This window comes from Faecalicatena contorta, from assembly GCF_001404335.1.
GTDB classification, from domain to species: Bacteria; Bacillota; Clostridia; order Lachnospirales; family Lachnospiraceae; genus Faecalicatena; species Faecalicatena contortus_B.
Genome location: NZ_CYZU01000001.1, coordinates 187954 through 212275 on the forward strand (window position 1 = coordinate 187954; position 24322 = coordinate 212275).

Sequence of the window (24322 nt, forward strand, 5' to 3'; positions counted from 1 at the left end):
TTCACTCACTCCTTTTCTTATAAAGATAGACCGCCAGAAGAAGTGAAACAACCCCAATTACCCCCAAAGTTATAATTAGTTGAGGAGTAGAAGGTATCAATCCCATTTGAATGAAGTTCTGCAAATCCTCTGTGTCGTTTATAGCAGTACGAGAAGACATTTGCTGGGTTCCCCACAACATAATGCTCGGTGTAGGCAGAGTAAGTACAAGCCATTTTGGAAGTGCTGTCATAGAAAATGTTGAGAGCAGGTTGAATACACTATAAAATACACAAAGCATAATGGAAAAAATATAGGATCTGCTGAAAAATATAATCAGCAATATCAGCGGTAATGCACTAATCGCAATCAATAATCCGTAAATAGCGGAAAACAATACCTTAAACAAAATATCGGTCACTCCGAAAAAGACAAAACCGCAAAGGATAGAGGCTACAGTCGAAGATATACAAAACGCAATACTAAGCAATAATAAAACAATGCACTTTGCGATAACCATCTGTGAACTTGTTATCGGAATTGTCCGTAGGTTTTTAAAGGTGTCGTTATCTCGCTCCATAAAAAAGAGGAGTGCTGCAACAATTCCTAAAATGCAGGGAAGAAGTAGCAACATACCAAAACCGATTACGGATTGCCACAGGGCGTCAAAAGCTGCTGCTTTTGTAGCGTATTTGTTCTGCGCCGTGTTCAGATAATAGATAATGGCAGTTAGCGGGATTGGAAACAGAAAAGATGCCGCCAATACCAACTGCACGAACATTTTTCTTTTCAGTTTCCAAAACTCGCACCGAATCAAGTTAAGCAATCCCCTCACCCCCTGTTATCTTTTTGAAGTAGTCCTCTAAAGTATCCTCACAAAGATGGACTTCTTGAATCTCAATTCCTGATTCGACAAAAGAACGGTTAATCTTTTCCACTGGCAGAGTCATATCGTAGAGATACAGATTATTGGCATCTGTAAGGCGAAAATCTTTGCTGTGAAATGTTGCAGCAATAATTTTCGCAGCTTTTTGTGCATCCGATACGCAGAAGTGGATGAACTTGGCGTTTTTCGCCTCCAATTCTTTCAGACTTTCTTCTTCTAGCAACTTGCCGTGGTCAATAATTCCCACATCGTCTGCAAGCAGAGAGATTTCCGAAAGAATATGACTGGAAATTAAAATGGTTTTACCGCTGGTATCACACAATTCTCGGATAAAATCTCGCACTTCCGCAATGCCGATGGGGTCGAGGCCGTTAATCGGTTCGTCCAAAATCAAAAGTTCCGGGTTATGCATGACGGCCAGAGCAATCGCCAACCGCTGCTTCATGCCAAGAGAATATTGGGAAAACAACTTCTTGTCCCGGTAAGGTAGATTAACAAGTTCCAATGCATTTTTGATATATTTGGGGCTCCTTAATCCTCGAAGTTCAGCAAAGATTTTTAGGTTTTCCGTTCCTGTCAAATTGGGGTAAAAGCCCGGCGACTCAATCAGACAGCCTATATGGGGCAGGATATTCTTTTCGTTGCCCTGAAAGGGCTTTCCAAATATCGTTACCTCGCCAGACGTGGGAGCCGTCAGTCCTAGCAACATCCGCATGGTCGTGGTCTTACCTGCACCGTTGCGTCCCAATAGCCCGTAGATACGGCCCTTTTTCACATGAATATTCAGATGGGAAACACTGGTCTGACTTCCATACTTTTTTGTCAGATTATGTGTTTCAATAATGTAATCGTTCATCACTTATGCCTCCTTTTTTGTTTGTGTACTCAGCATAACATATCAACTTTGAGATAACATTGAGCCAACCTTGAGTTTACTTTGAGATTTCAAAGTCAGAATAGGCATTTTACCTATCTTGAGGTATAATAAGAGCAACAAATAAAAGGTGGTGCCTTATGAACGATAAAAGAATCCTTGTAGTTGATGATGAAACAGATTTGTTGGAGATGGTAAAATCTATTTTTACAAGAGCAGGATTTACACAAATATTGACGGCTTCGTCTGGCGAGGCAGCCTTAAAAATGTGTGAGGAACAAGAACCAGATATGATGATACTCGATGTTATGATGCCTGGTATGGATGGGTTTGCTGCATTAAAAGAACTACGAAAGACCAGCAAAATTCCTGTCTTAATGCTAACAGCTCGTGGCGAGGCTGAAGATAAATTTGTAGGCTTTGAAAATGGTGCAGACGACTATCTGTTAAAACCATTCTTACCAAAAGAATTACTATTTCGAGTACAGGCTATATTGAAACGCGTTTACCCGGAGAAAGAGCGGAAAGTGTTCTTTGAAGCTGCTACGGTTGATCTGGAAAAAGCAATCGTCCAGAGAAGCGGAGAAAATATTTCGCTGACAGCCAAAGAGTTTCAACTTTTTGAAAAACTGTATGAAAATCAAGGCAGGATCGTTACCACAGGCGCATTATGTCAAGCAATATGCGGTGATTTCTGGCAAGGATACGAAAGTACATTAGCAACTCATATCCGACATCTAAGAGAAAAAATCGAGGAAAATCCTTCAAAACCAGTTGCGCTTGTAACAATTAAAGGAATTGGGTATCGTCTGAATATTAAGGGGGTGCAAACATGAACAAATCAGAGCGATTTTTTCGCCGCTATATATTTTCAATAGTCAGTATCATCATTCTCTTTCTATTCGTCAATATTTTGTTAGTAGCCTCTTTCTTTGCAGCCGCCTATTTAGGGAATGTAAAAAACTCAAATTTCCCGATTGAAGATTTTTCAAATCATATCACAGAAACTAACGGGCAATTCAATGCCGATATACAGGCAGAGGACATGTTAAACAATGCTTGCGCATGGGCCATGATTTTGGATGAAAATGGAAACATAATTTGGGAAATGAATGTGCCGGAAGAATTGCCGCGCCACTATTCCACAACGGACGTTGCTATGTTCAGCCGTTGGTATCTTAACAGTTATCCAGTTAATATTTGGAATCGACAAGGCAGCCTTTTAGTTGTTGGTTTCCCGCAGGGATATGTAACGAATTACTACACTTCCATCAAAACTCAATATGTTCGGCCGATAGCGTTTGGATTTTTAGCCGCTGTCTGTATCAATGTTTTGTTAATGTTGTATCTATTTGTCCGAAATGCCCACCGGATTGAAAAAGCTATGGAGCCGATTTTGAATGGCATACGACATCTTTCATCCGGGCATCCCGTTCATCTGGAAGAAAACGGGGAGTTAGCAGAAATCAATGCCGGTTTGAATAAAGCCGGTGATTACTTACTAAAAAAAGATAACACCCGCGCCGAATGGATCAGGGGTATTTCTCACGATATACGCACGCCGCTTTCTATGATTTTAGGGTATGCCAGCGAAATTGAAGAAACTTCTTCTTTGCCGGAAACCACCAGAAAGCAAGCGGAAATTATCCGCAAACATAGCGAAAAACTAAAGAATTTAGTTGAGAATTTGAATTTGACTACAAAACTGGAATATTCCATGCAGCCTATGCAAAAGCAAACACTTGTCCCGGTAGAATTGGCGAGGCAAGCCGTAAGTGAAGTTTTGAATGATGGCCTATCAGACAAATATGAATTAGAGCTATCAGAAGATAATCCCGGAAAAGCTATCACTATTACTGGCGATCAATCCTTACTAAATCGGATGTTATGCAATTTAATCAGGAATTGTATTGTCCATAATCCAAACGGGTGTAGGATACAAGTATCAGTAGGAAGCTGTGATAGAACGTGTACCTTTTCTGTAATAGACAATGGCTGTGGAATAAGTGAGCCGCAACTAAACACATTGAATAACGACAGAGATATTTCCAGTACGCAAAAGCAAACGGGAGAAATCGAGCATGGGCTGGGTCTTAAAATCGTGCGGCAGATTGTGAAAATACATCAAGGCACAATTCAATTTTCTGATACTGCCCCGCACGGATTAAGCGTAGAAGTTGTTATTCCAATAGAAATATATTAACTTATAATAGACAGACAAAAACAAGAAATAAAATACTACCTTACATCAAATTTCATTACATTCTCATAATTCAACCCGAAATGTACAATGATATAGGGTGATATGAGAATGAACCAAGATGAAAGAAGGTTTGACTTTCACGGCCTCGGGTTGGCGCTCAAAAGAGCCAGAGAAGAAAAGGGCTGGACACAAGCCTATGTTGCGGAATTAGTAGACCGTGACTCCCGCACCATTATGAATATTGAGAACAAGGGGCAGTATCCCAGCTTCGACCTTTTTGTTAAACTCATTACCATGTTTGACGTCTCAGTTGACCAGTTTATTCATGCGGATGGAGGGGCAAGGTCAAGCTCTTGCAGAAAGCACATTGATGTGCTTCTAAACTCCATGAATGAAAAAGAGCTTGTCGTAATAGAAGCCACAGCCGAGGGCATTAAGAAAGCCAGAGAAACGGAGGTTCCAGAATAAGGGCCTCTGTTTTTTTGCGCCATTTTAGGGGCTGCCGCTAAGTGGCAAGCAATGCCTCTGTGGCCACAAGTGGCACAAAGGCGGCTTGTTGGGGCTCGCCCCAAACCCGTATCTTCGGGCCAACATGGCCCGAAGTGTCAGCGTCGCTTTGCTCCTTATTTTCATAACCTTAACGCTCCTTTTCCTGCTTTCTTCCCGGCTCGGTGTAGCCCATCAAAGTGTCAATGTTCGCCTTGATCGTGACGATCTCCTGCATATCCCGTCGTGCCTTCTGGTATTCTCCATAGAGCTGTTTTTTCTTTGCTGTGAGCTTGCGGCCTTCTTCCTTCAGCACATCCATTTTGGGGAGCTTCGCTCCGCCCAACAGAGAGCGCATTTCCGCTTGTGCAGCCCGGTACAGTTCAAGGTCGGCTTCATGCTCCGCAAGAAATTTCCGGCTGTACTTCGTCGCCTTATACTGCTCAAAGACAGGTCGGGTTTTGGCATACTGAACCGTTGCGGCTTTTAGCCCAGCATTGGTTTTCATGGCCTGTTCTGTCTGCTTGATCTGCTCGGAAATGGCATGGAAACGGTCTGCTGCCTCGGTGGCTTTCTGTGCCAACTGCTCATAATCGGTCAGGCCATTGTCCTGTATATAGGCAAGGGCAGCAGCCATCTGCTTAATGTTAAATACCTTCGCCCAGCGCTCATATCCCGGTCCCTTACCGGCAGCCAGCTTCGCTTGAATATCCACCGCCAGACTGATTTTCCGCTCCGAGTGTCCGGGGCGTTTTTCTTTGCCCTCAATGGCGGTCAGAATATCTTGCAAGTCGTAGCCGTCCCCCAGCGTGGAGGCACGCAGACGGGTAAAGCGTTCCTGTCCCTGCCCGGTCAGCCGGAAGCTGATACCGCCGCCCCGAACCTTCTTGACCTCATATCCGGCCCGCTTCATCAGATTGAGAAATTCATCCAGATCATCGGGACGCTCCGCCAGCGCAGTATCAATGGCGAGGCGCAGCCTGTCCTGATAGGAAAGCGGTCCTTTTCGTTCTTTCTGCCATTCTCCATAATTCCGATACTTACCCTTGCTCCGGGGCTTCGGGTTCTCTACAATGGACAGCCCGTTTTCAAGGCACAGTCTGTCGGAGAGCCGACGGAGAGCGAAGCTGGAACCCCAAAAGTTTTGGAATTTCCGGGTACAGTCAAGGGTGGTAGAGTTGTAATAGATGTGACAATGGATGTGCTGCTTGTCGGTATGTGTGGTAACGATAAAAGCGTGCCGCCCCTTCGTCCAGCTCATAGCCAGCTCATAGCCGATACGGTTCGCCTCCCTCGGGGTGATTTCTCCCGGATAAAAGGATTGCCGTATCTGATAGCACAGCACATCATTGGCCTTTTTCTGTTCCCGGCCCGTCATGGCGGCATAGCTGGCCTTCGTCAGAAGAAACTCGTCCGCCACGGTGACGGGGTCGCACTCATAAGCGGAGATATACTTTCCGCTTTCTGTTTTTTCCGGATTTTTGCCATAGTCCAGACAATCCCGGATGGCCTCGGCAATCGTTTCGCCTTCGCCCGCATGGCGCTGCAACAAAGTTGTGGTAGCCAGAAATCAGCCCTCCCTTCTATGAAAAAAGGGCGGCCTGTCCAGACCGCCCCGACTTCGGGCCAACATGGCCCGAGGCTGCTTAACTTGCCAGAAACCGATACAGAGCAGACTTGCCTCCGTCCAGAGACCAAAGCAGAGAACCAGCCGCCGCTTGCAGCCCATACGGCGAAAGGAGGAAGGCGAGGAACAGAAATACAATCCCTCCTATGGGCGTCGGCGTGAAAAAAAGAGCGACACCCAGCACCGCCAGGATCACAGAGGCAATCGTCAGCAGGACGGCACAAATATCAAACAGGAACACCAGCAGAGCCGCCAGAAGGGACAACGCTAAAGCAAAGGGAGCAACCAATATTTTCAGCAGTATCTTCATCATCAAAACCTCCTTTATTCTTTCTATCTCTATTTTATCATGCCTACCCGGGGACATAAATGTTGCGAAAGATTAGTGAATCCTGTCCTCAATTAACAAACAGGGAGAGTACAAATTGTACTCTCCCTGTTTGTTAGTTGTTTCGGCCTTCAATTGCACGATTCTTAATTTCTATCAGTTTTTCATGTTCAAGATCATAAATGCTTGCAAAAAAGATTTGATTGTCGCATAGTTCGGTGCTTACTAAGTTTTCAATTAGCTTCATATTGTCATCATCTAACTCTTTTCCCTTGGGAGAATCCAATACGATAAACAATTTTGTGTCCATGCTTTCTTCTATAACCTTTAAAAAAGCCACTTTGAAAGCAAATACCATTTTTTGCAGAACTGCACCCGAAAGCGATTTTAAGTCTGATGTAAAGATGAAATCCTCTTTGGCTACCATTTTATCATCAACATTAAGCTGGGTTGCATATTCTAAAACATATTTATAAATTTTCGATATGTAAGAATTTTGATTTTTAATCGTTCGTTTTATTTCGGCTTTAACATGCTTCAAATCGCTCTTTGTTTCATCTAAAAGCTGTTCAACTACGGTCTGATCAATATTAAAATTGGCAAGTTGCTTATTAACAAGGGTATCTTTTGATTCAGCAGAAAACATGCTTATTTGTGCATTTTTGGCATGATATTCACTTAGTTTTACGTCATAAGAGGAACGTTCACGTTTTAACTTTTCTATGTTGGTCACTATAATGCTTCTGTGCGCTCGTAAATATTCATAATTTGCTGTCGAATTCAGCAATGTAGTCCTGTTTACCGGAATTATAACATCATCCTGTTTCACAGATAAATTCATTGAATCAATATAGTCGAAGAATTGCTTTTCTTTAAGAAGAACAGAGTTAATTTCTTTTAAAGCATTTTTTTCATTTTCAAGTTTGATGTTACAATACGCTATTTTTTCGTTGAGTTCTTTTTCTATGTCTGAAATGAATATTTCTCCGTTTTGCTCATAAACTTGCTCACTCAATTCTTGTATATTCAGCATTGCCAAATATTTGTCTCTGTTTAGTTCGAGTGTGGTTTTCTTTTCGATCAAATCATCTATATCAATTCCATTTAAGCCCGCAAGTAATTCCTCAATGCTAAATTTTATCTTTCCAATGACGGTTCCACGATTTAGAAGTGTCCATCCTTTGTCTTGATCAACATACATAAACCCCAATAAATTTTTTAAAACTTTGATGTTTTCATATTTAAAAACAAACGACAAAAAACTCATATGTTGACTGGGAAGTGTGAACTCAATGCGACTGTTTTCGGAGAAAAGTGTAAGCAAACTATTTTCCCGAGTGGCAGTATATTTTTGCCCTTTTTCAGAAAATGTTATCTCCGTAATAATATCTTCATATTTAATTCCACGCATATTAGGAATTGGATACCCCAACGCATAAAATAGAAGTCTAACAAATGTAGATTTTCCTTTTGTGTTGGTCTTAGAATAAATCAGATTTCTCTTTTCTGAAAAAGTGTCTAAATTTTCTATCATACCTTCTCGTAATAGAAGTTTCTCTATAATCATGCTTTCACCCCGACTGCGCTACATACCTTTTGGACTACTCTGTTGCTTGTAAGTATTCTATATAAAAATACTTTTGTTAGATATTCTGTTAGTTCATTATCGCCATTACTCAACATTACAAATTCGTCTCTAAATTCATCGCCGTGTTCTTTAATAAATTCAAGTTCTGGTTTTTTAATTGCTTTCCCTATTGATTGATTTTTAAATTGCGCATAGCGTTGCAAGACTTTGTTGGTAAATTCGTAACGTGCATGATAGAAACTTTTCGGATCATTCATGACGCGTTCAACCTCTTTTTTTATAGACTGGTCCGGCAAAAACGATAAACAATCATCAATATCCGGAAAATTCCCATCAACCAGAAAAGCTACAATTGGCCAAGTAAAATCTTCTTTCAAAATCTTCTTGTTTTTATTCTCATCTTTTATGGTAGAGTTGTGTTCAAAATTCAGTTGCCAGTGCTCCAATAACTTTTGTTTTATGGAAATGGCATCATCTCTTGTTAATCCGATGGTATCTGTCAAAAAACTTAAAACGGAATCGCCAATAATGGTATATCTGTTTTTCTCGTTACCGTAATACGGATATATTGTTGATATATATAAATTCTCTTTGTGGAAATTCTCAACTTTTTCTTTTATTTGTTCCAATTTTCTGATTTTCAGAGGATCTTTTTCTTTTTTTATTTTTTTTGCAATGTTTTTTGAGATTGAAAGGATGGTATCGTCAATCTCTTTCTGTATTCCCGCTAAGCAATCATTGTACGGGATAATACTATTGTTAAAAAAATTTGGAGCCGACTTAAATGTATCAGGTATATTAGAAATGTACACCAATTGGTTGTCTTTATACGGATTACGTGCTAACGATATTATGGCATCTTTAAATTTTTCCTTTTGGTCTTTGATGGTTGTGCTATCTTGTGCAGATTTCGCCTGTGCAAAAACCTTTCGTTCATCAATCAAAGTAATTTCAATATCTTGAGATATGGATTCAATTTTAATATCTGCTGCATCTGGCATATACTTTAAAAAAAGAAAAATGCCTGCATTTGCTTGAAAATTCCAACCAAAAGAAGATGCAGAAGCATCATTACTAAACTGGCATATATCCTCATTTAAATATTCACTCATCAAATCTCACCAACTTTCGATAGATATTTTCATTTTACCATATTGCGGTAAATTTTTCTATCATACAATACAGTGAGAATAAAAAGACGAGGGCGGCAAGCCCCACAACGGAAGCCTGCCGCCCTCGTCTCACTTTGCCACCAGCTCGGAGAGCTCCCGCAGCACCTTTGACACCTCGCCCCACAGCTTTTCATAGTCCCGCTTCAATCCGTCGATTTCCTCCGGGTACACGCCATAGGTATGTGCGTGTATGGCAACCTGATTGAGATTGTTAGAACAGCGCCGTTGCAGAGAGATCAGCTCTTTTACGGGCGCAAGGTCGATGTGCAGGATATACCCATTCAGAGCCATTTTCCGTACATAAGCCCCGGCGTTGGAAATGCCCACCTCGGCCATCCGCTCATGGATGGCTGCCAGCTCGTCCGGCGTTACCATGACATGCAGATGGACATTCCGCTTGCGGTTCTCCATCAGCGTTCCAGCTCCCGGCCTTTCCGGCGCTCTTTGGGTTCCTTTACCTTATCAAGCGGTTTTGCGTCCAGCTCCGGGGGCGTGGGTGGGATGGGCGTGTTGTTGGGTACGCCGTCGATCATGTTGCAGTTCTGCTCTGTGGAGAGCTCGGCGGTTTTCAGATAGTTGTCTTTTTCGTGCATGGCGATCCTCCTCTATCGTTCCTCATGGTTTTTATGGCTCCGCTTCTGGCCGGGCTCCTTTTGGGGTTCCTGCCCTCTGGTTCCTTCTTTGAGCCGGGCGGTAATGGATGGGCGCACCCGGTCAGGATTGCCCGGTGCTGGTTTCAGTTCATAATCCTCCATCTGCTTTTCGGTCAGCGGCTTTGCGTAGGTCAGTTCGCCCCATGCCATCAGCCTGCCATCCGCCACAGGACGCCGCCTGTCGTCATCGTAGTTGACGATGGAAAGAGGCTGGTTATCCGGCGGCTTCGGGTAAGTTCCTATGTCCACGGGGCGCTGGGTGGAATAATAGCGGTAAACGCCCTCCGGTCCCAGCTCGGTATGCTTGACCGCCGCATGGTAAAGCTGCTGATAGTCGTCCATCCGGCGGTCAAAGTCCCGCTGCGCCCACGCCTGACTGGTTCCATAGCGGCCCCAGTAGTAATCCCGATGGCCGTTTTCCCCCTCGGTAAACTGCCAGGTCACAAAGGGGCTCGGCGCTCCCGGATTATGCCCCAACGCAAAGCCGTGTCCGGTTTCAAAGGTGGCAGCTTTCAAAATCACATATCCTTGTACTGTCTCCAAGAGATCCCTCCTTTCTGTGCCTCGGGCCAACATGACCCGAAGTGCTGGATGTTACGAAATAAGAGGGCAGACCGGGGAGGAATGTAATAAGATATTCCCACCCCGGAAACACCCTCAAAAAAGCCCGGAATGTCAAGCCTTTGGAGGCGGCAAATCGTAACAGCCGCCCGGCCTTTTCTCCCGCATTTTCCTCATGCGTTCCCGGCTTTTCCGGCGGTTTCCTTCGGCCTTGCAAGCGTCGGAACAGTAGGCTTGACGCCCCTCGGGCAAAAACGCCTTTCCGCAGACCGCACAGGCCCGCAGCTCCGGGGAGATGCCTTCCGTTGTCAGCGACGCTTGAAGCTCCAGGTTAAGGGGCAGGACAGCCTCACGGAAGTAACGGCAGTACGCCCCTGTCCAGCACTTGTGCAGCATATAGCAGGCACAGTCAAGAGGAAGGCATAGGCCGCTTTCCCGGTCATAGTTGGCGCACATCCCCGTGACCAGAGTGCGGATTTTCTTCTTCTCGTCACGGGTCAGCTCCCGGGCGTCCATTTAAGACTTCGGGCCACGATGGCCCGAAGGGCGGGGCTCCACGATCAGCGCCCGGAACTTCTTCCGGCACTGTTTTTTCTTTCCTTTGCACTCCTTGTAGTAACGGCATCCCTTACAAGGGTCGTCATTGTCCCAGCCGGGGTGCGGTACTTCCTTCATCATTCGTTCAAAAGGGCTGCTTGTAAAATTCATTCTCATTCCTCCGTATCTTCCTCCCACGGCGGGGTATCTTCGTCCTCGGGTTCCTCTGCGATCTCCTCCAGCTCCCCGTCCTCATATTCGCAGTAATCATCCTCCAAATCCGGGGCCTCATGCTTCGGCTTGTAAATCTTGAAATAGTAACCAATTCCACCGCCGGCCAGCACCACCGTACCGATCAGGAGCAGAGAGAGAAGGGGGCTGTCCTTTTTCTCCGGCTCGGGTTCCGGTACTTCCTCCACCGGTTCGGTGGGCTTTGGCTCTGGCTCAGGGGTCACTTCTTTGGGCGGTTCCTTACCCTGTTCGGCAAGAGGCAGAAGGTCGTCTGTGGTAACGGTATTGAGGAAATAGACGTTCTCGCTGGTTTTCTGTTTGTCGATCACCAGATAAAACACGCTCTCGTCTGCGGTCGTGATGGTGTAGAACTCCTTTCCATCCTCGTCGGTGGCGTTGTCCACCACGGTTCCCGTCCCGTCCGGGGTAAAGGGGTTCTGGGTTTCCGGCTCCGCTTCGGTTTCTGCCGGGGCGGGAGCTGTCTCCGGCTGCGGCTCGCTGCTCTGTGCATAGGCCGGGACCGTAAAGATCAGGCAACACAAAAGGCTGGCAGCCATCGCCGCCAGCCTGCGGTATTTAGTTTTCTTCATGGGCTGTGTCCTCCTTTTCGGGTGCCTCCAGCTTCGGGCCATTGTGGTCCGAAGCTGCAAGGCTGTTTTTGGGGTCATTTAGAAAAGCCATAAGCTGGGCGGGGGTCAGTTTGAGAGAACGCACCGCCTGCACGATCTGGCTGTTTTCTTCCTCCTGTTTCTGCTTTTCCAGCTCCCGGATTTTGGCCTGCCACTCGGCAGCCTTCTCCCGGGCTTTTTCCAGTTCCTTATCGAGCTTGTCGATTTTGTTCATGCAAGGACTCCTTTCCTCTGGCTCACAAACGCCCGAAGGCATAGAAATGTGTCTGCCAGTAGCTTGAATTGATGTTTGCGTATTGGATGGGCGAACCACAATGAAGCATCATCCCGTCGCCCACATAAATCCCCACATGGGACACAGGGCCGGGGCTGTCATAGGTTCCCGTGAAAAAGATAATGTCGCCGGGCTTTGCCTCGGAGGGGGAAATGATAGCGCACTGGTTGTAAATGCCCTGTGCTGTGGTACGGGGCAGGTTGTGGACGCCGCTGGCCGTGTACACCCAGCAGACAAAGCCCGAACAGTCAAAGGAGGTGGACGGGCTGGAGCCGCCCCACACATAGGGCCAGCCGATGTACTTTGTGGCTTCTTCCATGAGCGCCGCAAAAGCCGGGTCATCCAGCGCCTCGCCGGGTATCTCATAGCTGGGGCCGGTATCTTCGCCGCCGTTGTAAATCCCTTCCCACAGATAGGGTTTGTTGCCCTTGAGCTGCTGCATAACGGTGTAGATTTCCCGCTGCTGTTCGTTAAGCCTCGGCAGGATCACGGCGGGCAGCGTTTTGTTTGTGAGGGTCACATTGAGAATGTAATACTCATAGGGGACTTCCTCGGTGGTGGTTTCCCCGGTCTCCGGGTCGGTGCTGGTTTCGGTGCGGTAGCGTATCTCGACTTCCTCCGTCAAGGTCAGTTCATACTGTGCCTCGAAAATCTCCCGCAGCTCGTCCTGCACCTGTTCTCGGAAATAGACATGGTACTTTGCAGAGAAATAGGACGCCAGCTCATAGGGGTTATGGCCGATCTCGTCCACGGAATAGCGGTACTCGTCATAGCCGGGATGGGTGCTTTCGATGTTCGCTACCGTCTGCGCCAGCTCGTTTTCCAGCGCCGTGTAGTCCTCGTCCACGCCCAGCAGGTCCGTATCCTCCGAGGCGTAGGAAGTGCCGGATAACGCATTGGCAAGGCCGCTACCAAGCGTGGGGAAAATGGAACTTACCGCCGACACAAGAAAACAGAGCAGCAACAGCAGGAGCAGGACCAGCACCGCCACGGGATGATGGGTCACAAACTGCGCCGCCCGACGGGTCGCAGTTCCCGAAGCGGCAGCGGTTTTCTTTGCGGCCTTTGCGCCCTGTTTTGCAGCCGCCTTTGCTTCTTTGGAATACCGGCGTTTCAGTTTCCATTTCTGCTGCACACGGGAAAGCGGATTGCTGGCAAGCTCCGGGTGCTCGGAGGCCATCTTCTGAAAATCCACATTGGCCCGGGCTTTTATGTCCTTCCGTTCCCATTTTGCCACCTTCCGGGCCGGGTGCTCCCGGTATCTCCGTTTGGCATACCGAGTCAGTTTCCGGGCTCCGGCCTCGGCCACAAGTTCCGACTTATGGGCTCCTTCCACACCCACATTTTCATGCTCAACTTCGTGGATTTTGTTGTGGAGATAAAACCATGCTTCGGTGCGGGCTCCCCGGACAGCTTTCTTCGCAAGCCCCGGCGGTTTCTTCGCAAGCCCCGGCGGTTTCTTCGCTGCCCGTTTTGCCTCGGTCTTGTCCAGTTTCTCCCGGGCCTTTCCCAGCTTTTCCCCGGCGTATTCCGCTTTTGCCTGTGCTTTCTGGTACTTGTCCTTTTTGCTCCCGGCCTTCTCGGCGGGGCCCTCCGGCTCCTGTGCCTTGCCGGTATCCTGCGGCCCGCCCGCTTCATCCTCCTGCCTCATGCGGTCAGAGGGACGGCTTTTCCGGCTGTCCTCTTGAAACTTGCCGCTTTTGGACTTCGGGCCATCATGGCCCGAAGGGCTGTCCTGTCCGGTATCCTCGTCCTCAAACCGCAGGCGTCGGGACAGTGCGGGGGAAGGTCCTTCCCGTTCAGCCGGTCCGGGGCGATTGCCCCCGGTATCCTCCGTCGGCCCCGGCCTTTGAAAATTCCGTTTGTCAGGTTTCTTTCCGATGATGTATCCCTCCTTTCCAAACCTCGGGCCATCATGGCCCGAAGTGTGTTATGCCCGGTTCATTTCCTGTTTTTTGTCCTCCGGGCGGGTGGTCATAATGGCGTACAGCTCTGTGTTCTGCGGGAAGCGGTCAACAAACGGGATGGTGGTGTTCCCGAAGAACAGCAGCCCTTCGCCGGAATTGGTATGGGTCACATAGGAAAGCTGGTGGGGGCTGATCCCAAGCTGTTTGGCTAAAATCTGCCGGTCCCCCTGTGCCTGCGAGAGCAGCACAAGGAAGTCCGAGTTTTCAAAGATGTTCTCGATCTCCGGGCTTGCCAGAAAATCCTTCACGTTCTGCGTTAAAGCACTGGGAACGCACCCTTTTTTCCGCAGCATTTTCCAGATCGCCACACAATAGCTTGCCGTCAGACGGTCACGGAGCAGCACATGAAATTCGTCGAAGTAGCACCATGTAGCGATACCGCGCAGGAAATTCATGGACACCCGCGAGTTTACCAAGTCCTGCATAATGAGCATGGCAATCGTCCGAAGCCCGGCCCCCAGCTTTTTTAAGTCAAGGCATACCAGACGGCGGTTTAAGTCCACATTGGTTTCATGGTTGAACACGTTAAGGGAACCCGACACATAAATTTCAAGGGCCGTTGCCAGCCGCACCGCCTCGCCCTCCGGCTGGGAACAGAGCAGGTCATATAGCGTTTGGAGGGTCGGCATTTTGCTTGTTTCCGGGTTTTGCAAGTGTTCCCGGTACATCTGGCGCACACATCGGTCAATGACGGTACGCTCCACCGGCTGTAAGCCGTCCTTGCCGCCGACGATCAGCTCCATCAGCGACAGGATAAAGTCGGCTTTCAGCGCCATCGGGTTTTCCTCGTCGAAGCTCAAATCAATGTCCATCGGATTGATGTGGTGGGGGCTGTCCGGGGCGATCTCGATGACCTGTCCGCCCAGCCGCTTGATAAGGGGCGAGTATTCGCCCATCGGGTCAACCACAATGATCCGGTCACGGGTGGCAAGGAACACGTTCACAAGCTCTCGCTTTGCGGCAAAGGATTTGCCGGAGCCCGGCACGCCGAGGAACAGGCCGTTGGGGTTTTTGAGCTTTTTCCGGTTTGCCATGATGACGTTATGGGAAAGTGCGTTGAGCCCGTAATAGACGGCTTCGCCATCCATGCGGAGCTCCTGCGTCATAAAGGGAACGAAAATGGCCGTGGAGCTGGTCGTCATGCCGCGCTTGATCTCAATGCCGTTATGGCCCAGCGGAAGGCTGGAAAGAAAACCGTCCTCCTGCTGGAAGTCCAGCCGCTTCAAGGTGCAGTTGTATTTCTGGACGATACCCGACACCGTGAACAGGTCATTGTCCAGCTCCCGGCGGGTTGGGGCCATGTTTACCACAAGGAAGGTCAGCAGGAACATTCTTTCATTCCGGCTCTGTAAATCTTCCAGAAGGGTCTTTGCGTCGTTGCTGTATGTTACGAGGTCGGGCGGAAGTATGTCCATGTCGTACCCTGACCGGGCTGCCTTCTTTTGTTCCTCCACCTTCATCTTGTCAATGTCGGAGACTTTGGCCTTGATGGATTTTACGGCGGAGGCCTGATCGACAGTCTGGATATGGAGGGTGATGGTCATTTCCGCATCCATTTCCAAAAGCTCCGCCAGCAGCTTGTCCGAGAGCTCCGAGGCCAAAATCTGCAAGTAGGAGGCAGCGCCCCAAGTCGTCCCCACCCGGAACAGTCGGCTGAAACGGAAATCGAAGCTGTCCGGGGCGATAAAGTCTTTGGTGGAAAGCCCGGTTTTTGGGATCATATCCCATGAAAACCGGAAGGGGGAGCCGCTGCCGGGGTGGAGCTGCCCGTGAAGAAGCTCCAGCCGTTCCAGCCCTGAAAGGGAGCGGCACTTGACGCCCAGCTTTTTGAAGTTCCCGCAAATGTCCGCCTCTACACGTTCCAGCCTTGCCCTGGCGGTGGGAAGGTCGTCCACGTTCACGCCGAAGGTCAGGAGCTTTGTGCGGACAATACCGTTGTTGCTTTTGGCGATCTGGTTTTCCAGCATTTCCACATACTCACACCGGACGCTGTTGTAATCGTCATCCTGCATGGGGATGTTCACGCTGTACCGGCTGCCCGGGCGGCTCCGGTGGTTGAGGAAGGAAAGCTGGAACGGAAGGCTGCTGTCAAAGTAGTTGAGGCAGGCGCTCCACCCGTCAAAGATGGCCGCCTGATCTTCGGACTGTGCGAGCTGGTAGTTGATGTCTTCGTATTCAATGGTTTTGGTGTAATAGCGGTCCGCTACCCGGCACACCCCGTCCCGGTACATTTCCCGGTAAGGGAGGGTCTGCTGGGCGGTGGTGGGAATATTCTTTCCTTTTGTGAACAGACCGGTAAGGCCCTGCTTTTCAGGCTTTCTGCCTGCGGGCTTTCCGGCCCTTCTGCTGTTTCGCAATCGGCTGCGCCTCCTTTCTGGCGCTAAGCAGCGCATAGAAGTTTTCGGTTTTGTAAGGCCGCACACGGGGATAGAGGAACCGGGTGCGGATGATGTTTTTCAGCACTTTTTCCAACGGCAGGCCGTCCCGCTCATACATAGCCAGAAAGAAGAACGGGAGCATGAGGCCGATCATCAGGAACATGGCGGCACTGTTCCCGATACTGCCACGGGAAAACAGGTAAGCCGGGAGGCCCACCGCCGCCGCACCGGAAAAACAAACAAGCTGGCGCTTCGTCAGATTGAAGGCCAGCTTTGTCTTGATTTTGGAAAGGTCTTTTGGTACTGGCACATAGGCCATTTAAGTACACCTCCTTAATTGCTTCGGGCCAACATGACCCGAGGTTATCTTGCGGCCTCTTTGGCCGGGGCTGTACTGCGGGCAGCTTCGACGGCTTCTCGTCCGCTCTGCCTTGCCCGCCAGTATTCGGGGTTATACTGCCGGATGGACTGATTGAGGTTTTCTTCAAACTGCTCTTTGTCCTTAATGCGGTCAGGGATGTTCCACAGTTTTTTGTCCAGCAGCTCCCGGAGCACCACACTTTCCTGTGCGTCCTCCTCATAGCAGATATAGCCCTTATCCTTGAAACCGCACTTTTTGGCCGCTGGGGAGAGGACGGCGGCTACCTCATTTGCCACCATCGTTCCGCCGTGGCTGGCGGTAGATACCAGAAACACCCCCGGACAGAGGGTTTCACAGTTCTGCACCTCGCCCCACGGGGAGCTTTTCGGCGCATGGAACATTCCGCCCGTCCGGCTCCGGTCCGCCTGCATGAGCGCCGCCTTTTCCAAGATGGCTTTCAGTTCTGGGGAAAAATAGGCATATTCCCGAAGGACACGGGCGGCCTCCCCGCCGCAGGCGTTCATCAACAGGGTATAGGCGTCGCTGTCCGCTTTGGTACAGCGGCCCAGCAGTTTTCCGTCGTAATAGCAGGCCGCGTCATAGCCCGTCCGTTTGCGTGGCATGGTTCCCGCCTCCTTTCTGCTTCGGGCCAGCATGGCCCGAGGTCAACGCTCTGCACCACGGCTGGGCTTTTCCTTCGGAGGCCGTTCCGCCTTTGCCTGTTCGGCAGCCGCTTTCCCGGCCTTGAGCTGGTCGCTGATGGACGCACGCCCCACAGAGCCGCGCTCCGCCATCTGTTCCAGCTTTGCCTCATAGGCTTGCAGAACAGCGGTGTTGAGCTGTTCCCGGAACTCCTTTGTGACAGGGTAGGCCATATCCCGATAGCCGCCTTTGCCGTCCGGCTGGCTGGGCATCCCAAGAAAGAGGCCCTTGCTGCCCTGTACGATTTTCAGATTTTCCACCACAAAGCAGTCATTGAATTTCACGCTGGCAAAGCCCATGAGGTTTTTCACAGGTTCAATGACCCGCACGCTTACATCCAGCTTTATAGGGGCGGCTGGTGTTCCGCCCGCAGTTTTTTCCTGCATGGATTTCTCCTTTCCGCTTCGGGTCAGCATGGCCCGAAGCTGTTACAAGTTTACAGTGCTTTCAACTTCGTTTCCCCACACGTCCCATCCGGGCTTTTTTTCTCTGGCGAACAATTCCACTCGTGGTATATCGCCCATCAGTTCTACAATTTTCCGCCTGGCCTCGTCCGGCTTTTTACTGTGACGCTCTATCGGGGAAACAATAAGCTGATGAACACCGGCAGACTTACGCTTCGGATGTCCTTTTACTGCTAAAAGACAAATTTCTGCATTGCCTCTTGTCCAATACCCCAGACCGTAAAACCATGAGTAGGAGCGCCGGTTCCTCTTTATCCATACAAAAGCCACAGAACGATAAGAAAAGCCCCATGCTTTAATGACCTTTAAGGCTTCCGGCAGTTGTGGGAATGTTGCCCACAGAAACAAAACGCTGTCTTTTGCAGCCAAGTCGGCCACTGGAAGGGAACAGATTTCTTCAATACTCATAGTGGGATAATGAAGCTCTGCTGATCCCTGCCTGTTTTTCTGCTCATACCGCCACGGTGGATCTGCATAGATTATCGAAAATTTTTCTTTCGGCATGATCCTCCTTTCCGCTTCGGGTCATCATGGCCCGAAGTCTCTTAATGGCAGCCGAAGATGGATTTTGCAAGACTGCCTGTTTTGAATAAGGTAAAACACAGCAGCACCGTATATCCCACACAGCCCCAGATCGCCCCGATGGGGTCGCCGTCGGTGGCGATACTCTGGATCAGCACCGCATAGATGGCGACACAGACTAAGATCAACAGACCTTGAAAGCCCACCGCAAAGAGGGAGCGGAAATAGTTCTGCCCCATGTGTCCGGTTTCCCTGTTGGGGACTGTGGCAAACGGGATAGGTGCTAAACTTGTGAGTAAATAAATTTCAATCATACGGCCATATACGATGACGAAGATCACGATGTTTAAGGCAATCATGGTAAGCTGGATCAGGAAGGATTGTAGCCAGAGTCCGAACAGAGGGCCTAACTCCATCGCTTCAAGCTCTGTCCGCAGACTGTCCAGCACATCCGGCGTGATCTCTGTCCCGTTCTGGATAATGCCCGCTGACTGCTGTATCACATGCTGGCTCACATCAAAGACCGCCAGCACGATATTGAAGGTATTCGTCAGGATCATCACAGCCACAAAGGTTTTGAACACCCACTTAAAAAACATCCATGTGTCAACTTCATGGAGGTTGTTGCGTTCTATGAGCATCTGTATCAGTTCATAGGTCATAACAAAAGTGAGGATGACCCCGGCGATTGGCAGAATGGCAGTTTCGGAGATCTGTCGTATCATGGAAAAGACCCCGGCGTTCCAGTCCGCCGGGGTCGTGCCTACCTGTGTGGCGATCTCGCCAACGCTCTGATTGACGTTATCGAAAAGGCCGTCCAGATTTCCCATAATACCATCGACGAGCAGACCTTTCAGCCATTCAACGATTGCGTCGATGATAAAGTCCATACATCAGCTCCTTTTCTGGAAAAAGGGACAACGGGTGACACTTAGCTGAACAGGCCGGACAGCAGAGGGATAAGCTGAAGGCCGATCAGAACGACACCGCCGCCAGCCATGAGCTGCTTAATGCCCTGTGATTTTGCCGCAGGGTTGTCCGACCCGTAACCTTCCAGAAGGTTGATGACGCCCCACACCGCCAGACCGGCGCCAAGAGCCATGACCAGAATTTTAAGAATGTCGATTGCCTGATTGAAAAATTCCATATACGTTCCTCCATTTTGTTTGTTTGATGGTTTTGGGTACAAAAAAAGCCGCCCACATCGGCGGCGCTTCGGGTCATCATGGCCCGAAGTTACACAAACTCGTCGCTGTCCAGATCATCGAAATTCAACAGGTCAGCTTCTTCGTCCGTGTCGGAGCCGTCCACTTCGTACACCGTGTATTCGTCCTCCGGCTTTAGTCTCAATGGCCGGTGGCAGAACAGGCTTTCCAAGCGGAAGGCGTTTTTCTTTTTATCAAATTCGGCTGTGTACTTGTAATTCGGGTGCTTTTTCAAGTCATACTTCGGGGACAGGAAGGGCGGGATCCCCCGAAGCTGCAAGATACATTTATCCCCGGGCATGGTGGTGATCTCGCTGGTGGTCATCAGTTCCCGGCCAAGCCGCTGCATATTCTGGCTGTAACTTTCAGACTGTCCCCGGCTTCGGCCCTCGGTCTGCATAGAGATGGTGGCCTTGCCCAGCCAGTTTTCCGAAATATCCTTTAGGGTGGAAGCCTCCCGGCCTCCGAGGAACACGATACTGTCCATGTTTCCCATGATGGTTTCGGAATGGTCTTTGTACAATGCCTTGCACTGGCTCATAGCCTGATAAAAGAGCGTCAGGCTGATCTCCCGGGAACGAATGACGGCCACAATCTTTTCCAGCCCCGGCACCTGCCCGGTGTTGGCAGCCTCGTCCCATAGCACCCGTACATGATGGGGCAGGCGTCCGCCATAGGTGTTGTCGGCCCGTTCACACAGAAGGTTGAACATCTGCGAGAAAGCGAGTGCCACAAGAAAGTTATAGGTGGTGTCCGTATCGCTGATAAGGAAAAACAGCGCCGATTTTTCATCCCCCAGCCGGTCAAGCTCCAGCTCGTCATAGGACATGATCTCCCGAAGCTGGGGAATGTCAAAGGGGGCAAGTCTGGCTCCGCAGCTAATCAGTATGCTCTTAGCTGTCTTGCCTGAGACGAAATGTCAAGGACTTTTTAGTACGATAAGGTACAATAAGTTGCGCAAAATGAAAAAGGCATAAAAATAGACATGGTTTGCAGAACTCTGGTAGAATGAAGTAGCGACACACCATTCTGGAAAAGGAGTCTGTAAACCATGTCCGAGAAAATTGTACAGCTAAACGAGGAAGTAATCAAGGGTCAGATCAAGGAATTAGTCCGAGGCAGCGTGGAAGAGACGCTGAACGAGCTGCTGGAGCAGGAAGCAGAGAAATTGACCCAAGCTGCCCGCTACGAGCGAAATGAGGCCCGTCAGGGCTACCGCAGCGGTCACTATGACCGGAATCTTACTACCACCTCCGGAGACGTGACGCTTCACGTACCTCGCCTCAAGGGTGTCTCTTTTGAAACGGCCATCATCGAGCGGTATCGTCGCCGTGAGAGCAGCGTGGAAGAAGCTCTCATCGAAATGTACCTGGCCGGCGTCTCTGTGCGCCGTGTGGAGGATATTACCGAGGCTCTGTGGGGCAGCAAGGTATCTCCGGCTACCATCAGTGAGTTGAACAAGAAAGCCTATGTCCACATCGAGGATTGGCGGAACCGTCCTTTGCAGGGCGGAAAATATCCGTACGTCTATGTGGACGGCATCTACCTGCGGCGCAACTGGGGCGGAGAGTATGAAAATGTTGCAATTCTGGTTGCAATCGCGGTGAATGAGGACGGATACCGTGAGGTTCTGGGCGCTGCCGAGGGCATGAAAGAAGACAAGGCCAGCTGGGTGAATTTCTTTCAGTGGCTCAAAGGTCGTGGACTGGACGGCGTAAAACTCATTGTTGGCGATAAATGTCTAGGAATGCTGGAAGCTGTGGAAAAAGTGTTTCCCAACGCCAAATACCAGCGCTGCACGGTCCATTTTTACCGGAATGTGTTTTCCGCCGTTCCTCGTTCCAAGGTGAAACTGGTTGCCAAGATGCTTAAGGCGATCCACGCTCAGGAAAGCAAGAAGGCCGCCCGCGAAAAAGCAAAAGCTGTAGTGGCCCAGCTGAGGGAAATGAAGCTGAAAGAGGCCGCCAAGAAGGTGGAGGACAGTGTTGAGGAAACGCTGACTTACTGTGATTTTCCCTATGAGCACTGGACGCGGATCCGTACCAATAATGTAATTGAACGGCTGAACCGGGAGATCCGCCGCAGAACACGCGTGGTGGGAACCTTCCCGGACGGCAACTCTGCCCTCATGTTGGTCTGTGCCCGGCTGCGCCATGTGGCTGGCACCCAGTGGGGCAACAAGAAATACATGAATATGAAGCACTTGGAGGCGGCTCTGGAAGACGCCTCTATTGCCGGCTGACTTCATTCAGCCAGAGTCTGCAAGCCAATTTGCGCATAATTCTTGACAGTACCTTTAGTACCCCTGCCATTTTATTGCACGAAAAAAGCCACTGTAGATTTATCTCTCTACAATGGCTCTAAAGTCATTTTTATTCACTTTTGATTACTGGCAAACTCGTGCCCAAACTGAAAGTTTCCTCATTGTTGAGTCTGCTCGTCTAACAGTGTTTCTGCTCGAGAAAACTATGTGCCTGTGTCAGTATGTGTTTAAAACTATCAAACTGTAAAGTAGCCATAGCTGTTTCAAAATCCATTAGCACTATTTGGGATATCTCTGATTCTTGTGGACCAAATTCCTGTTCCTCATATTTTGCAAGAAAGTATATGGTCTGTTTTATGGTGTTGGGACGTCCTTCACGCGCAAGGTTGTGTTCATCTTTTACCCGAAAGCCATCAACGAATGTAACATCAAGACCTGTTTCTTCTTTAACCTCTCTCAAGGCTGTTTCACGTTCGGATTCTCCGTCTTCCATATGCCCTTTCGGAAAGACCCAAAATCCACCATGTTCGCAAACAAGCAGGTATTTTATGTCGTTGTCCTTTTGACAATATACAACAGCACCACAAGATTTTTCATACAGTAATTCTTCTGACATATTTCTTTCCCCCTATATATACAACATAGACGTTAAATACCCTAAATCTAAGCGTCCATCAAATTCGTCTTTCCGTAAAACGCGCCGACTTACTGAAAGTTTGCAGCCTTAGAAATTAAAATTCATTAACATTACGCTCTCCATTCCATCAACACACAATCTTCCTTCTTCCCTTCGTGTAGCTCATGTTCGGGCAGCTCCTTAATAATTTCAAATCCCGCCTTCTGATATGCTCGTACCGCTCGTGGATTATTTTTTCGTGGGTCAAGAATCACCGCATCGGCACCCATTTCCGTTCGTAGATATTGGCATACTACTCTGCAATATTCTGCACCGATTCCCATATTCCAATATTCCGGCTCACCGATAAATTGGTCCATCGCATAAATCTTTTCTTCCGTCTCATGGTAATCATATTCGTCGAAAAGTTCCCCCTGAATTCTGTATATTTGTGCGTAACCGATGGGAATTGTATCATATTCAATGATGACTCGATAAATCTCATCCGCCCATTGCTCTGTATAATGCTCACGAATCGTTTTCTGTGTATGCCTTTTATCTCTACCGTCGTAAAATTCAAGAACACGGTCATCTGTCAGCCATTTTAACATTAGAACTAAATCATCCTCACTCATCGGGCGAAAGGAAACTCGCTTTTCTTCCAACATAATTCACCTCTTCCATGATATAATTTCGCATCATCTTTTCCTGCTAAAATATAAACATCTCTGCTTGTGTCTGTAGCAATTCAGAAACACCCTTAATCAACATTTCCCTATCTTTTCTTTCATAACCATAAATGATTTGGTCTATCGACCAATACACATCATTAAGCTCTGCTTTTCTTTCTGCTACTTCCGGCGCCTTATGCTGATAGTATTTTAATACCTTCCTGCCAAATTCTTTCCCGAAATCATCTGTACTACAATCCAGCAAGCACAAAAAATCATTATCCGGGTCACCTACATTAAAATCGCCAAAATCAATAACTCCAAACAGTCTATTATTTCTAAAAATCATGTTATTTGCACTGAAATCATTATGTACCAAACAAGGGGTATATTTAAATAAAACAGCATTGCTTAATATGTTTTCATATATTGTTTCGATATGTTCCAACATCTCATCAGTTAACAGCTGCTCCTTTTCCAGAATACTTATAAGTAATTTTTTATCTTGCAAAAACTTATCTTTCTTATTCACCAGAGCATCTGAAAACAAACTGACAGAACAATCAATCTCTATGGAATGTAACTCTTTCAAAAACGTAGCTTCATCATATGCAAGGGCATCCTTTTCCTTTTCACTCAACTTATGATACTGCTCATAAGTAATACGTTCCCCTTTAATATATTTCATAATATTAAATCGGTCACTTTGATATACTACCGCAGGGGTCTGATAAGATAAATTACAATTTTCTAAAAACCGATACAATTCAAACTCTCGTTTCTGAGCAAATCTAACAGAATCTCGCTTTGGAACTTTCACAACATATTGTTCATTACATAAAAAAGTATCGCTATCATCGCCTGATGACAAATAGCAGAGTTTATTTATTTTTATCTGTTCATTCAAATGCTGATATATTTCTACGTCCAAATCAATCATTTCATTTTTCCTCACGTAAGGTATTAACAGAAACATCATATAATCGCTTACTTTCAAGTTCTCCGTAAGCCTGAAAATTCAAATTTTCGTTCTCCTCGAACACCATCAATTATATCATGATATGGTCCTATGTCAAGATTTAGTACAAGTTAAAATGAGGTTTTCCTCATCTTAACTTGCCATCAGCAATTCGTCTTTCTGGATT

Annotated in this window: 28 protein-coding genes and 1 pseudogene; 4 read left to right on the plus strand and 25 right to left on the minus strand. The window is 48.1% G+C overall.

Annotation, left to right across the window (positions count from 1 at the left end; translation table 11 throughout):
• Position 1: 1 nt before the first annotated feature.
• A complete protein-coding gene (locus ARB69_RS00965; protein ID WP_044960734.1) occupies positions 2-805 on the minus strand; it encodes an ABC transporter permease in 804 nt (267 codons plus the stop codon).
• A complete protein-coding gene (locus ARB69_RS00970; RefSeq protein ID WP_055150037.1) occupies positions 798-1721 on the minus strand; it encodes an ABC transporter ATP-binding protein in 924 nt (307 codons plus the stop codon). Before ARB69_RS00970 ends, ARB69_RS00965 begins: the two co-directional genes overlap by 8 nt.
• Positions 1722-1879: 158 nt before the next feature.
• On the opposite strand from ARB69_RS00970, the gene ARB69_RS00975 reads away from it, so the two are divergent.
• The 3 genes from ARB69_RS00975 to ARB69_RS00985 all read left to right on the plus strand — a co-directional run bounded on the left by ARB69_RS00975 (position 1880) and on the right by ARB69_RS00985 (position 4410).
• On the plus strand, positions 1880-2575 hold the full coding sequence (locus ARB69_RS00975; RefSeq protein ID WP_005927600.1) for a response regulator transcription factor: 696 nt from the start codon (positions 1880-1882) through the stop codon (positions 2573-2575).
• Positions 2572-3942 (plus strand): sensor histidine kinase, encoded by a 1371-nt coding sequence (locus tag ARB69_RS00980; protein ID WP_005927602.1) that lies wholly within the window; start codon positions 2572-2574, stop codon positions 3940-3942. The genes ARB69_RS00975 and ARB69_RS00980 overlap by 4 nt, the downstream gene beginning before the upstream one ends.
• Before the next feature lie 102 nt (positions 3943-4044).
• Complete coding sequence (locus tag ARB69_RS00985; protein WP_005927604.1) at positions 4045-4410, plus strand: helix-turn-helix transcriptional regulator; 366 nt, start codon at positions 4045-4047, stop codon at positions 4408-4410.
• A 169-nt stretch (positions 4411-4579) separates the two neighbouring features.
• Here ARB69_RS00985 and ARB69_RS00990 read toward each other — a convergent pair whose 3' ends face one another.
• The 20 genes and pseudogenes from ARB69_RS00990 to ARB69_RS01090 all read right to left on the minus strand — a co-directional run.
• A complete protein-coding gene (locus tag ARB69_RS00990) occupies positions 4580-5995 on the minus strand; it encodes a relaxase/mobilization nuclease domain-containing protein (RefSeq protein ID WP_055150040.1) in 1416 nt (471 codons plus the stop codon).
• Between the two features lie 79 nt (positions 5996-6074).
• Complete coding sequence (locus ARB69_RS00995; RefSeq protein WP_055150043.1) at positions 6075-6365, minus strand: CD1845 family protein; 291 nt, start codon at positions 6363-6365, stop codon at positions 6075-6077.
• Positions 6366-6498: 133 nt separating this feature from the next.
• Positions 6499-7950: a hypothetical protein gene (locus ARB69_RS01000; protein ID WP_055150047.1), complete on the minus strand. Its 1452-nt coding sequence runs from the start codon at positions 7948-7950 to the stop codon at positions 6499-6501.
• A complete protein-coding gene (locus ARB69_RS01005) occupies positions 7947-9083 on the minus strand; it encodes a hypothetical protein (RefSeq protein ID WP_015552615.1) in 1137 nt (378 codons plus the stop codon). The genes ARB69_RS01000 and ARB69_RS01005 overlap by 4 nt, the downstream gene beginning before the upstream one ends.
• 129 nt (positions 9084-9212) lie before the next feature.
• Complete coding sequence (locus tag ARB69_RS01010; protein ID WP_015564333.1) at positions 9213-9554, minus strand: plasmid mobilization protein; 342 nt, start codon at positions 9552-9554, stop codon at positions 9213-9215.
• Positions 9554-9736: a DUF4316 domain-containing protein gene (locus tag ARB69_RS01015; protein ID WP_003500078.1), complete on the minus strand. Its 183-nt coding sequence runs from the start codon at positions 9734-9736 to the stop codon at positions 9554-9556. The genes ARB69_RS01010 and ARB69_RS01015 overlap by 1 nt, the downstream gene beginning before the upstream one ends.
• A gap of 12 nt (positions 9737-9748) precedes the next feature.
• Positions 9749-10372, minus strand: coding sequence for a hypothetical protein (locus ARB69_RS01020; RefSeq protein WP_055150050.1), 624 nt, complete (start codon positions 10370-10372; stop codon positions 9749-9751).
• Positions 10373-10471: 99 nt separating this feature from the next.
• Positions 10472-10873, minus strand: a complete 402-nt coding sequence (locus ARB69_RS01025; RefSeq protein WP_055150053.1) for a cysteine-rich VLP protein — start codon at positions 10871-10873, stop codon at positions 10472-10474.
• Complete coding sequence (locus ARB69_RS01030) at positions 10874-11071, minus strand: hypothetical protein (RefSeq protein WP_005927616.1); 198 nt, start codon at positions 11069-11071, stop codon at positions 10874-10876.
• A complete protein-coding gene (locus ARB69_RS01035) occupies positions 11068-11715 on the minus strand; it encodes a DUF4366 domain-containing protein (RefSeq protein ID WP_055150056.1) in 648 nt (215 codons plus the stop codon). Before ARB69_RS01035 ends, ARB69_RS01030 begins: the two co-directional genes overlap by 4 nt.
• Positions 11702-11968 carry a DUF4315 family protein gene (locus ARB69_RS01040; protein ID WP_055150059.1) on the minus strand — a complete coding sequence of 89 codons (267 nt, stop codon included), beginning with the start codon at positions 11966-11968 and terminating at the stop codon, positions 11702-11704. Before ARB69_RS01040 ends, ARB69_RS01035 begins: the two co-directional genes overlap by 14 nt.
• Positions 11969-11990: 22 nt before the next feature.
• A complete protein-coding gene (locus tag ARB69_RS01045) occupies positions 11991-13679 on the minus strand; it encodes a C40 family peptidase (RefSeq protein ID WP_055150062.1) in 1689 nt (562 codons plus the stop codon).
• A gap of 279 nt (positions 13680-13958) precedes the next feature.
• Positions 13959-16388 (minus strand): VirB4-like conjugal transfer ATPase, CD1110 family, encoded by a 2430-nt coding sequence (locus ARB69_RS01055; protein ID WP_412217347.1) that lies wholly within the window; start codon positions 16386-16388, stop codon positions 13959-13961.
• Entirely contained in the window at positions 16306-16692 is a 387-nt protein-coding gene (locus ARB69_RS01060; protein WP_023042364.1) for a PrgI family protein, read from the minus strand. Before ARB69_RS01060 ends, ARB69_RS01055 begins: the two co-directional genes overlap by 83 nt.
• Positions 16693-16736: 44 nt before the next feature.
• Positions 16737-17390, minus strand: coding sequence for a DUF7007 domain-containing protein (locus tag ARB69_RS01065; protein WP_055150069.1), 654 nt, complete (start codon positions 17388-17390; stop codon positions 16737-16739).
• Between the two features lie 9 nt (positions 17391-17399).
• A complete protein-coding gene (locus tag ARB69_RS01070) occupies positions 17400-17822 on the minus strand; it encodes a SpoVG family protein (protein ID WP_009901638.1) in 423 nt (140 codons plus the stop codon).
• A 42-nt stretch (positions 17823-17864) separates the two neighbouring features.
• Positions 17865-18404, minus strand: coding sequence for an MT-A70 family methyltransferase (locus tag ARB69_RS01075; protein ID WP_023042361.1), 540 nt, complete (start codon positions 18402-18404; stop codon positions 17865-17867).
• Between the two features lie 41 nt (positions 18405-18445).
• Entirely contained in the window at positions 18446-19312 is an 867-nt protein-coding gene (locus ARB69_RS01080; protein WP_005927637.1) for a VirB6/TrbL-like conjugal transfer protein, CD1112 family, read from the minus strand.
• Between the two features lie 41 nt (positions 19313-19353).
• A complete protein-coding gene (locus ARB69_RS01085) occupies positions 19354-19569 on the minus strand; it encodes a Maff2 family mobile element protein (RefSeq protein WP_016306504.1) in 216 nt (71 codons plus the stop codon).
• Between the two features lie 89 nt (positions 19570-19658).
• A pseudogene (locus tag ARB69_RS01090) lies at positions 19659-20537 on the minus strand (VirD4-like conjugal transfer protein, CD1115 family); the annotation flags it as partial.
• A gap of 141 nt (positions 20538-20678) precedes the next feature.
• On the opposite strand from ARB69_RS01090, the gene ARB69_RS01095 reads away from it, so the two are divergent.
• Positions 20679-21869, plus strand: a complete 1191-nt coding sequence (locus tag ARB69_RS01095) for an IS256 family transposase (protein ID WP_055150080.1) — start codon at positions 20679-20681, stop codon at positions 21867-21869.
• 199 nt (positions 21870-22068) lie between these two features.
• Here ARB69_RS01095 and ARB69_RS01100 read toward each other — a convergent pair whose 3' ends face one another.
• The 3 genes from ARB69_RS01100 to aph(2'')-IIa form a co-directional block, all read right to left on the minus strand.
• Positions 22069-22506 carry a bis(5'-nucleosyl)-tetraphosphatase gene (locus ARB69_RS01100; protein ID WP_002592613.1) on the minus strand — a complete coding sequence of 146 codons (438 nt, stop codon included), beginning with the start codon at positions 22504-22506 and terminating at the stop codon, positions 22069-22071.
• Positions 22507-22637: 131 nt separating this feature from the next.
• Positions 22638-23174, minus strand: a complete 537-nt coding sequence (gene aac(6')-Im, locus ARB69_RS01105) for an aminoglycoside N-acetyltransferase AAC(6')-Im (protein ID WP_002592614.1) — start codon at positions 23172-23174, stop codon at positions 22638-22640.
• Between the two features lie 43 nt (positions 23175-23217).
• Positions 23218-24117: an aminoglycoside O-phosphotransferase APH(2'')-IIa gene (gene aph(2'')-IIa, locus ARB69_RS01110; RefSeq protein ID WP_002592615.1), complete on the minus strand. Its 900-nt coding sequence runs from the start codon at positions 24115-24117 to the stop codon at positions 23218-23220.
• Between the last annotated feature and the right edge of the window lie 205 nt (positions 24118-24322).